Raw genomic sequence first — 9,422 nt, forward strand, 5'->3', positions numbered from 1 at the left:
AGTGACAGGAACAGTGCCGCCACCGCCATCGCGCTGGAACCCTGCTGCTCCTGCGGCTGCTGATGGACGGGCGCGGGCGCCCACTGATACCCCGACATGTCATCCCCCTCGGTGCTCGACGGGGCAAACCCTCGTGGTTCGTCAACCGCCCAGTTGACGGTCGAAGTAGCGGATCGTCCGGTCCATCGCGGCGGGGAACGCGGGTCCGAACGCGTGCCCGTCGTCGTACCACTCGAGGGTCGACTCGACGCCGGCCCGTCGCATCGCAGACTGCGTCGCTCGTGCCCAACGCGGCGGACAGGTGTCGTCGAAGCGGCCGTGCACGAGCAGGACGGGCTCGGTGATCTCGCCGAGGTAGGGACGAGCCGACGCGGCGCGCCAGAAGGCCGGCTGGTCCTCGGGCAGGCCGTGGGCCCGCACGAGTGCCTCGGCGCGGGAGTCGCCGTCAGGGCGGATGAACTGGTCGAAGTTCTGGGCCTCCAGCGACGAGACGGACGCCCACAGCGCGGCCGCCCGGACGAGTCCCGGCTCGGCGATCAGTGCCTTCATGACGACGCCGCCCCCCATCGACCGGCCCATCAGCGCGATCCGGTCGGCGTCCACCGGCACGTCGGAGGCACGCAGTGCCTTGACGGCGGCGATGAGATCCGCGGAGTAGCCCAACCGGAGGTTGCGGTCGGAGCGCGGGTCGTCGGTGGACTCGGCGTGCCCCCGGTAGTCCACGTGCAGCGCAACGTAGCCCCGGCTGGCGAACACGCCTCGTTCCCGGGTCATGCCCTGGCCGCGCACGTAGTAGGCGGGGTCGATGTAGCCGTGGGCCAGCACGACGGCAGGGAAGGGACCGCGTCCGGTGGGCACGTTGAGGACCCCGGTGATGGTGAACGAGCGGGGACCTGTGGTCGCGCGGTAGCTGACGTCGAACGACGTGTACGCCGACGTCCGCTCGCGGACAGCACCCAGCCGCAGTTGGGACCCGTCGTGCGTCGCGGCCTTCAGGGCCGCCATCGACACGGGGTCGGGGGGAGTGGTCCGGGTCGTCGCGGTGGGGGTGGGTGTCGGGGTCGACGACGTAGGGACGGACGAGGAGGGGGAGACGTCGGGAGAGCGAGTCGGCCTCGGTGCCGTGTCGGCGGACGGAGTCGAGGAACAGCCCACGAGCAGAACTCCGGAGAGCACGACCGTCGCGAATCGGTACAGGGACGTCACGTGACCACCGTAGGTCGGACGATAAGGTCGCGCACGTGCCAGACCCGACGGACAGCGACGAGATCGCCCGCCTCACCGCAGAGCTTGCGACCGCGCGCTCCGAGCTGGCCGCCCTGCGTGCCGAGAAGGAGACCTGGGCCGAGAAGGAGATCAAGATCCGGGTCGACCGCGACCGGGCCATCAAGGCGGCCGACGAGTTCGCCACCGCCCTGGCCGCACGGCTGCGCATCGAGAACGCCGGCCTTGGCAAGGGCACCAAGATCCTCCGTCAACGGTTCCGACCCCTCAGCCGGACCGAGGCGGTCCACCTCGAGCTGATCCGGAGCTCCCAGCTGTTCGACGCGGCGTGGTACATCCGCGCACACCCGGACGTCGCGCACCTCGGGATGGACCCGGCCGTGCACTTCCTGCGCCACCCGTACGACCCCTTCCGCAGCCCGAGCGAGCACTTCAACATCGCGCAGTACTGCGCCGACCACCCGGACGTGTTCGCGGACCGGGTCAACCCGCTGGTGCACTTCCTGCTGTCCCCGGAGTCGCGCGGCGCGGACTCCTACCCGCCCCGACGACGATGACCGGATCAGCCGAGACCGCTCCCGACGTCGGCGAGCTCGTGACCCGCCGCGACACGGTCCGCGACTTCCAGCACCGGTGGCACCGGTTCGCCCGACAGTGGCGACGAGCGTCCGAGCAAGGCCAGGACGCCGGCCAGGCGCTGGTCCGACGTGCGCTGGACGACGGCCTGCCGCCGATCGACGACCGTGAGCCGCTGCCGCCGCCGACCGAGGTGCTGCTCAACGCGGCCTGCGCCGTCGTGGCTGCGAGCGACCTCTTCGACGCCGAGGAGTACGCCGTCGAGCACCGGCTGACCTTGGGCGTCGACCCCGTCCGGCACTTCGTCGAGCAGGGCTGGCTCGACCTGCGCGCACCCAGCCTCCGTTTCGACCTCTGGTCCTACTGGGCCGCGCACCTCGACCCGACCGACACCCAGGTCAATCCGCTGATCCACTACCTCCTGATCGGCCGTCAGTCCGGCCTGGCACCCATCCCGGAGCAGGTTCCGTTCCGCCCGGGGAGCCTGGTGGCCGAGCGTCCGCAGCGGGTCTGCCTCTTCGCCGCCTACGACCGTGATGGCGTCATCGACGACTACGTCGTGGACTACCTGGCCGAGCTCGCCCGCCATGCGGACGTGTACTACCTGGCCGACGGCGTGCTCGAGCCGGGCGAGCTCGACAAGATCGCCGGCGTCACCAAGGGCGCCTGGGCCGTCCCGCACGCCGCCTATGACTTCGGGTCGTTCTCGATGCTGGCCCGCGACCTCGTCGGCTGGGACGTGCTCGACCGCTATGACGAGGTGATCCTCGCCAACGACAGCTGCTACCTCGTCCGGCCCCTCGACGACGTCTTCGCCCGGATGGACGCCACCGCGTGCGACTGGTGGGGCCTGCAGGCGACTTCGATGGAGCACGGTCAGGCCTACGACGGTGACGAGACCCCGATCCCACTGGCCGAGGCGAAGGAACGCTTCATCGGCCCACGCAAGTGGACGGACGTCAACTATCTCCACCTCAGCTCCTACTTCCTCGTCTACCGACGCCCGGTGCTCAGCGACCCGGGTTTCAGGTTCCGCCTCGACACCGTCAGCGGCCAACGCGACAAGATGCTGGTCGTCCACAAGTACGAAGTCGGCATCAGCCGCTACCTCATGGACGCCGGCTTCGACTTCGACACGTACATCCCCGAGCTCTACGCGTTCCACCCGCTCTACTCCGGTGAGGTCTTCGACCTGATCGACCGCGGCTTCCCTCTGGTCAAGCGCAACTACCTCGCCGAGAACCCCCTCCACGTGCTCGATCTCGACTCATGGCCCGAGCGGCTCCGGGCCGTGGCGCCGCTTGCTCCAATCGAGAAGATCGAGAGGAACATCGCGCGTGTCTCGCCCGCCGACCGGCTGCACGAGGCCTACACCGTGCGCCTCGACGAGGAGGGGCGTCGCATCGTCGCGCCGAGGTCGGTGTGGGGCGGGGCGCTCCGCAAGCTCGACCGGGAGTCCCCGGCGTTCGGGCACTGGTGGGCCTTCTGCACCAATCCCCGTACCGGCCGGCTCGATCCCGGTCTGCGCGCCGTCTTCGAGCAGGTGAAGCACGACCCGAGCATCCGCAAGGTGGTGCTCACCGGCCCGCGCCGCCTCGACGACGTGCTGGAAGGTGACAACGTCACCGTGCTGCCGCTCAACACCGTCGACGGGCAACGGCTGCTCGTCCGATGCGCTCGCATCCTCGTCGACGCCGAGCCCAACCTCGCCGTCAACCTGCCGCTCGCACCCTCGCGGCACGACTTCATCCATGCCGGCATCGGGCTTCCCGTGCTCGCCCACTTCGCCTCGGCCGACCCCGAGGGGGAATGGCGCAAGCTCAAGGCGATGGCCGTCGCCTCGCAGGCCGACGCACTCGTCCGGGCCGCCGCCGAGCCCGAGCTCGAGCTGCGCCAGATGTGGGCGACCGGACTGCCGCGCCACGACCTGCTGCTCGCCATGGACCTGCCGGTCGACCTCGCCGCGGAGGAGGCGCGGCTGCGCGAGCGGGTCGGCGGCCGGCGCCTGGTCGTCTGGTGGACCGCCGGCCCGTGTCACCACACAGCCGATGAGATCGCCCGGCTCAGCGAGTGGGCGCGCGCCCACGACGTCGTCATCGGTGTCCGCGAGACCCGGGTCGATCGCCGGGACGGCTGGACCCGTGCGTTCGCCAGCGGCAACGTCATCTCCCTCAACGCCCGCTCCACACCGTGGTCGAGCCTGATCCATCGCGTGGCAGACACGGTCGTCACCGACTGGGTCGCGGAGGCCTTCGACGCTCTCGTCCTGGGCACCACCGTCATCCAGTACGCCGCAAGCAGCGACCGCGAGCCCCGCAGCGCCCCCGAGCCGGTGTTCGAGGGCGACGGCTGGCCTCCGGTCGAGCCGGTGAGCGACACCGACGGCCTTCTCGCGCAGCTCCAGTCGGCGCTGGATGCCGGCGACGTCGGGAGGCCGGTCGACGACCGTCCCGGTGTCGTCCCGCTCGACGGGCAGGCGGCCTGGCGCTTCGCCCAGCGCCTGCGCGAGCTCAACCTGCGCTGAGTCCAGCCCTCGTGCTGCCTAGGCCACGACGTGTCGCAGCACGCGTGAGGTGACGCTGCGCGACCGACTGCCCACGGCGGCCGGAAGCAGCGAGACCGCGTGGAGTCGAGACGTCCAGTGAGTGCGCGCTGCTCGGGCCGCACGAGACCAGCCACGGGCCTCGAGCGTGGCCGCCACCTCGCCGAAGTAGCGCCGCTCGTCGGCGAGCCGCTCGCCCTGCAGCAGGCTGAGCGAGGAGGCACTCTCGTCGTGGCGGCGGTAGTCGAAGCAGATCTCGGGCGCGAGCACCAACCGGTTGCCCGCGACGATCGCGTCCATGATGAGGGCGAGGTCGAGGATGATCGGCAGGTCCGCGCGGAACGTGCGTTGCTGCAGGGCATCGACCCGGAAGACCAGGGACGGCCAGTAGAGCCAGTTGCCGCGCAGGAGGCTCGCAGCGAGGCGCTCGCCACCGAGGACGAGCGGGCTGGACGCTCGGGGCCGGATGAGGGCCTTCACCCGGTCGGCGAGACCGTGCGACGGCTGACCCGCACCGTCGATCACCCGCACCCCGACCTGGATCATCTCGGCGTCCGGGTGGGCCGCGTGCAGTCGCCGGATCGTCGCCACGAAGTCGTCGTGGAGCAGGTCGTCGCAGCCCAGGAACATCGCCAGCGTGCCGGTCGCGAGGGTGCGGCACCTCTCGAAGTTGCCGGCGATGCCGAGGTTGACCTCGTTGCGCACGTATTCGACCCGTGGGTCCGGGTGGTCGGCGTACGTCTCCTGCGCTGTCGGATCGGGATAGGCGTCGTCGACGATGGTGACGCGCCACCGCGGGTCGGTCTGCGAGAGGACCGAGGCAACCGTGGCGTCGAGCAGTCCTGGAGGCCCCCAGTAGGGAATCAGGACGTGCAGGCGATCCTCCTGCCCCTCATCACTCGACACTGCGGTCCGTCGGCTCGGCGGCGTTCGGTGCTGTCATCCGCCCCGGTGCTGTGGCGTCGGCGTCCAACCGCAGCAGCGCGACCTCCTCGGCCAGGGTGCGGGTCCGCTCCTCCAGCTTCCCGATCTCGAAGCTGTGCTGGAGGCTCATCGCCAGCAGCAGGAGGGAGGCGATGAAGAACACGAGGTTGGACGGCACCTGCACGTTGAGCAGGTCCGCGAGCCCGAAGAGCAACGCCGGGAACACTGCGACGGTCAACGACCCCATGGCGAGGACGAACCAGATGAGCGCGTACTTCTCGCGCAACCGGTGCCGGCGCAGCATCTCGAAGAGCGTGATGACGACGATGACAGCGGCCGCGAGGCCGAGCACGGTGGCGCTGTTCATGCCACGTCCAGGGGCAGCGGGCCGGCTTCGCCGACGACGCCCTCGTCGAAGTTGGCCGGCCACTTGCGCACCAGCGCGAGGCCGAGCGCGACGACGGCGCGGAAGAGGAACAGGGCCGCGCGCACCGGTGAGGCGCTGGCAGTGCCGGCGGTACGGCGCCGCATGTCGATGGGCACCTGCGTGATCGTGCAGCCCACCCGCGTCGCGATCACGAGGGACTCGACCGTGTCGCCGAGGTATTCGGCCGGGTAGTGCTCGGCGAAGACCTTCATCGCGCGACGGTTGCAGGCGCGGAATCCGGAGGTCACGTCGGTCAGCCGGGTGCCGGCGAGCCGGCTGAGGACCTTGGCGAGGAGATACATCGCCCAGCGACGCGGACCCCGGACCGTGTAGGGGTCGTCCGGCTTGGCGAATCGCACCCCGATACAGATGTCGGCGTGGTCGAGCTCGGCGATCAAGGACGGCAGGAAGCGTGGGTCGTGCTGGCCGTCGGCGTCGATCTGGACCGCGACGTCGTATCCCTCGCGGACGGCGTGGCGATAGCCGGTGCGCATGGCACCGCCGACTCCGAGGTTGAACGGCAGACGCGCCACCCTGGCTCCGGCGGCCTCTGCGCGTTCGGCGGTCGCGTCGCCCGAGCCGTCGTCGACGACGAGGACGTCGACCTCGGGATGCACGCCGAGGATCTCGCGAACGGTCGGGCCCACGCTTTCCTGCTCGTTCCACGCCGGGACGATGACGAGCACGCGGGTTGACGGATCGGTTCGCGGCACGCCGGGATCGTAGCAATCCGACACGCCGCGGTCGGACGCGACGGGGCCGCTCGGGGCCCGAGATCGCTGAGGCATACTCCCCGCGTGACTATCGGGACCAAGGTGAACGCGCTCGGGGAGCGGATCAACGGGGTGCGCGGTTGGCGGGCACACGCCCTGTTGCTGGTGGTCTTCGCGATTCTCGCGGCCCCGTTCGTCGTCGACCAGGCGGTGGAGAACACCGAGCTCAGCATCTTCGACGAGTGGCAGTACCTCGAGCGCGTCCACCAGGTCTCCCAGGGCGACCTCTTCATGCGCAACGGCGAGGTCCTGACCGAGTGGGCACAGGACGCGCGCACGTGCCGGGGGATCGCCCGGCTCGGTCCGCCGGCCCCGCCCCCGTGCCGCGAGGGAGAGCCCTTCGTCGTCGCCAACTCGGCCGCAGCCGATCCGCCCTTCTACTTCGTGGTCACGGGCTCCGTCGCCGGCGTGCTCATCAAGACCGGTCTGCTCGATAGCCCCTTGGTCGCAGGTCGCCTGGTCGGAACGCTGTGGGCAGCCTTGAGCATGTGGAGCCTGTTCCTGCTCGCCCGAGCCGTGGGTGCGGGCCGGGTCGCATCGTTCATCGTCTCGTCCTGCGTGCTGATGGTGCCTGCGCTGCTGCAGCAGTACACCTTCATCACTCCGCACGCGCTCGACATCCCGGTCGGCGCCTTCGCGGCGCTGGCGACCTTGCGATTCCTTCGCCGCGAGTGGCCGTGGTGGAGCCTCGTGCTGGCCGGCCTGGCGGTCGCGGGCGTCAAGGGATCGAATCTCGTGGTCGTCATCGGTCTCGGGGTCACCCTCCTGTCGGTGATCGTGTGGCCGAAGGTCTTCGACCGGTCCGACCGGCTGCGGGCACTGATCGGTGGTGCGGTCCTGGCAGGGAGCACCCTGGGGTTCACGGTCCTCTGGATGGTGGTCCTCCGGCTGACCCAGGTCGCCGACCCTCCGCCCCCGGGTGACTACCTCGTCGAGTCGTTGCCGCTCCCGAGACTGCTCCTGGACAGCGTGAGCCTCCTCGGCCCGTACGGCGAGAAGGAGCTGGCGATCGCGAGCGTCTGGATGATGTTCCTCATGGCGGGCAGTGCGCTGGCGGTCTGGAGTGGGCTTGCCGCGGGGCAGGCGCCGTTCGTCCGACAGCTCGCGCCGGGCTATCTCATGGGCGCGGCGCTCGGAGCGATCGTGCTCGACCTGATGGTGTTCCTGACCACCGACCAGTACATCGGCATCCTCTTCAGGTACGGCCTTGCGATCTGGCCCATCGGGCTGGCGTTCGCCGCACTCGTCCTCTGCACGCGGACTGCGCAGGTCATGGCCGTACTGGCGCTGGTCGCCTATGCCTCGGCTCCGTACGTCATGGGGTACGACTCCTTGATCATGTGACGACCGGCGCTGGCGCCGTCCCGGTCGACGGCAGATAGCCTGTCGCGCCATGGCACGCAAGGACCCACCCCAACAGCCGCCCCCGGTGCAGCGCCTGCGGGTGCGCTACGCCAAGCGCGGCCGTCTACGTTTCACGAGCCACCGCGACTTCAGCCGCGCCTTCGAGCGAGCCGTCTTCCGCGCGCGCATCCCGATGGCCTACTCCTCCGGATTCAACCCGCACCCACGGATCTCCTACGCCGGGGCTGCGCCCACCGGGTCTGCGAGCGAGGCGGAGTACCTCGAGATCGCCCTGTCCGAGGTCCTGGTCCCCGCCGACGTGCACGCTGCCCTGGACGAGTCCCTTCCGCCGGGCCTCGACGTCCTCGAGGTGGCGGAGTCGCCCGGGGGGTCCCTGGCCGATCGTCTCGAGGCCAGCCGCTGGCAGATCGACGTCGACCTGCCGGCCGCAGCGGTGGGCACCGCCGTGGACATCTTCCTTGCCGCGGGCGAGGTGCTCGTCGAGCGGATGACCAAGAAGGGCCTGCGTGAGTTCGACACCCGCGGGGCCGTGCTGGCGCTCACGGCCGTTCCCGACGGTGAGGCGACCGCCCTCCAGCTCGTCCTTCGCCACGGGGTGCCCGCCGTGCGCCCGGACGACGTGCTGACCGCCCTGACCTCGGTGTCCGGCCTGTCGCTGGGGGAGGCGCCGCTGATGACGCGAATGGCGCAGGGGCTGCTCGACGAGACGGGCTCGATCGGCGACCCGCTCGTCTGATCGGCGGCTGGCCCCGACCTGTGGAACCTGCGATCGGGGGCGGGTGTGCGATACTCGCCACGTTCGTCGGGGATGGTTCGCCATCCACGACGAGCCGACGACACATCCGCCGAACCCCCTCAAGGTCCGGCACGCCAGGTGAACGTCGACACCAGTTCCGCGACGCGGCTCGTGCATCAGTGACAGTGATGCGGCCCAGCGACCGCGGACGGGTGGCCGACGCGCATCAGGTGACGCGCACGCGGGGAGAGTCGCCGCCACACGAAGGCTTTGCGTCCGACGCCCTCCGGGCCTCGCGACGCCGACACGGCTACGGAGCTGATCCTCCTGAACCGGCAAGGAGAGCGAAAAGTGCTCGACGACAACCCGAACGACACCGCCACCGGCACCCCCGAGTCGTCTGACTCCTCGCCCGACGAGGCAAGTGCCCCGGCCCGCCCGGTGGTGAAGAGGACGACCCGCAAGGCAGCGACCCGCAAGACCGCGACTCCGGCGGCCTCCGCGGCTGCCGACGCCGCCGTGATCCCGGAAGCGACCGTCACGGCCGCCGAGGAGCCCATGGAGACCCCCGCGGCCCCGACCGTGAAGAAGACCACGCGGACCAGGTCCAGCGCGACCAGGAAGACGACCGCCAAGCAGGCCGACTCCGTCCAGGACTCGCTCCTGCCCGACTCGGCCAGCAACTCGGCCAGCGACTCGACCAGCACCGACGGCGAGGCCGCAGGTCCGGTCGTCAAGAAGACAGCCGCCAGGAAGGCAGCGGCCAAGACCCCCGCCGCGAAGAAGACGACGGCGAAGAAGACGGCTGCGAAGAAGACCACCAAGAAGGCGAGCAGCGCGCTCGAGGGTGACCTC

9 protein-coding genes are annotated in these 9,422 nt (G+C 70.3%); 5 read left to right on the forward strand and 4 right to left on the reverse strand.

What is annotated here, in order from left to right; genetic code table 11:
- Positions 1 to 141 precede the first annotated feature (141 nt).
- Positions 142 to 1,206, reverse strand: coding sequence for a prolyl oligopeptidase family serine peptidase (locus JWN68_RS09390; RefSeq protein WP_297738032.1), 1,065 nt, complete (start codon positions 1,204 to 1,206; stop codon positions 142 to 144).
- A gap of 35 nt (positions 1,207 to 1,241) precedes the next feature.
- Between JWN68_RS09390 and JWN68_RS09395 the strand changes: the two genes are divergently transcribed.
- Positions 1,242 to 1,781, forward strand: a complete 540-nt coding sequence (locus JWN68_RS09395; RefSeq protein WP_297738034.1) for a hypothetical protein — start codon at positions 1,242 to 1,244, stop codon at positions 1,779 to 1,781.
- Positions 1,778 to 4,324 (forward strand): rhamnan synthesis F family protein, encoded by a 2,547-nt coding sequence (locus tag JWN68_RS09400; RefSeq protein WP_297738037.1) that lies wholly within the window; start codon positions 1,778 to 1,780, stop codon positions 4,322 to 4,324. The genes JWN68_RS09395 and JWN68_RS09400 overlap by 4 nt, the downstream gene beginning before the upstream one ends.
- 18 nt (positions 4,325 to 4,342) lie before the next feature.
- Here the strand turns inward: JWN68_RS09400 and JWN68_RS09405 are convergent, their stop codons facing one another.
- The 3 genes from JWN68_RS09405 to JWN68_RS09415 are packed head-to-tail and all read right to left on the reverse strand — an operon-like array spanning position 4,343 to position 6,406.
- Complete coding sequence (locus tag JWN68_RS09405) at positions 4,343 to 5,248, reverse strand: glycosyltransferase (protein ID WP_297738040.1); 906 nt, start codon at positions 5,246 to 5,248, stop codon at positions 4,343 to 4,345.
- Positions 5,238 to 5,633: a DUF2304 domain-containing protein gene (locus tag JWN68_RS09410; RefSeq protein WP_297738042.1), complete on the reverse strand. Its 396-nt coding sequence runs from the start codon at positions 5,631 to 5,633 to the stop codon at positions 5,238 to 5,240. Before JWN68_RS09410 ends, JWN68_RS09405 begins: the two co-directional genes overlap by 11 nt.
- Complete coding sequence (locus JWN68_RS09415) at positions 5,630 to 6,406, reverse strand: glycosyltransferase family 2 protein (protein ID WP_297738044.1); 777 nt, start codon at positions 6,404 to 6,406, stop codon at positions 5,630 to 5,632. The genes JWN68_RS09410 and JWN68_RS09415 overlap by 4 nt, the downstream gene beginning before the upstream one ends.
- An 84-nt stretch (positions 6,407 to 6,490) precedes the next feature.
- On the opposite strand from JWN68_RS09415, the gene JWN68_RS09420 reads away from it, so the two are divergent.
- The 3 genes from JWN68_RS09420 to JWN68_RS09430 all read left to right on the forward strand — a co-directional run.
- Entirely contained in the window at positions 6,491 to 7,810 is a 1,320-nt protein-coding gene (locus tag JWN68_RS09420; protein ID WP_297738046.1) for a hypothetical protein, read from the forward strand.
- 49 nt (positions 7,811 to 7,859) lie between these two features.
- Positions 7,860 to 8,567 carry a TIGR03936 family radical SAM-associated protein gene (locus JWN68_RS09425; protein ID WP_297738048.1) on the forward strand — a complete coding sequence of 236 codons (708 nt, stop codon included), beginning with the start codon at positions 7,860 to 7,862 and terminating at the stop codon, positions 8,565 to 8,567.
- 351 nt (positions 8,568 to 8,918) lie between these two features.
- Positions 8,919 to 9,422 (forward strand): hypothetical protein (locus JWN68_RS09430; protein ID WP_297738050.1); only part of this gene is annotated, 504 nt, incomplete at its 3' end.

The organism is Nocardioides sp. (assembly GCF_025964975.1).
Lineage (GTDB): Bacteria > Actinomycetota > Actinomycetes > Propionibacteriales > Nocardioidaceae > Nocardioides.

What these genes read in the sequence shown, in the direction of transcription:
- JWN68_RS09400 (WP_297738037.1), top strand. Translation starts at nt 1,778, where the DNA reads ATGACCGGATCAGCCGAGACCGCTCCCGACGTCGGCGAGCTCGTGACC.
- JWN68_RS09410 (WP_297738042.1), bottom strand. Translation starts at nt 5,633, where the DNA reads ATGAACAGCGCCACCGTGCTCGGCCTCGCGGCCGCTGTCATCGTCGTC.
- JWN68_RS09425 (WP_297738048.1), top strand. Translation starts at nt 7,860, where the DNA reads ATGGCACGCAAGGACCCACCCCAACAGCCGCCCCCGGTGCAGCGCCTG.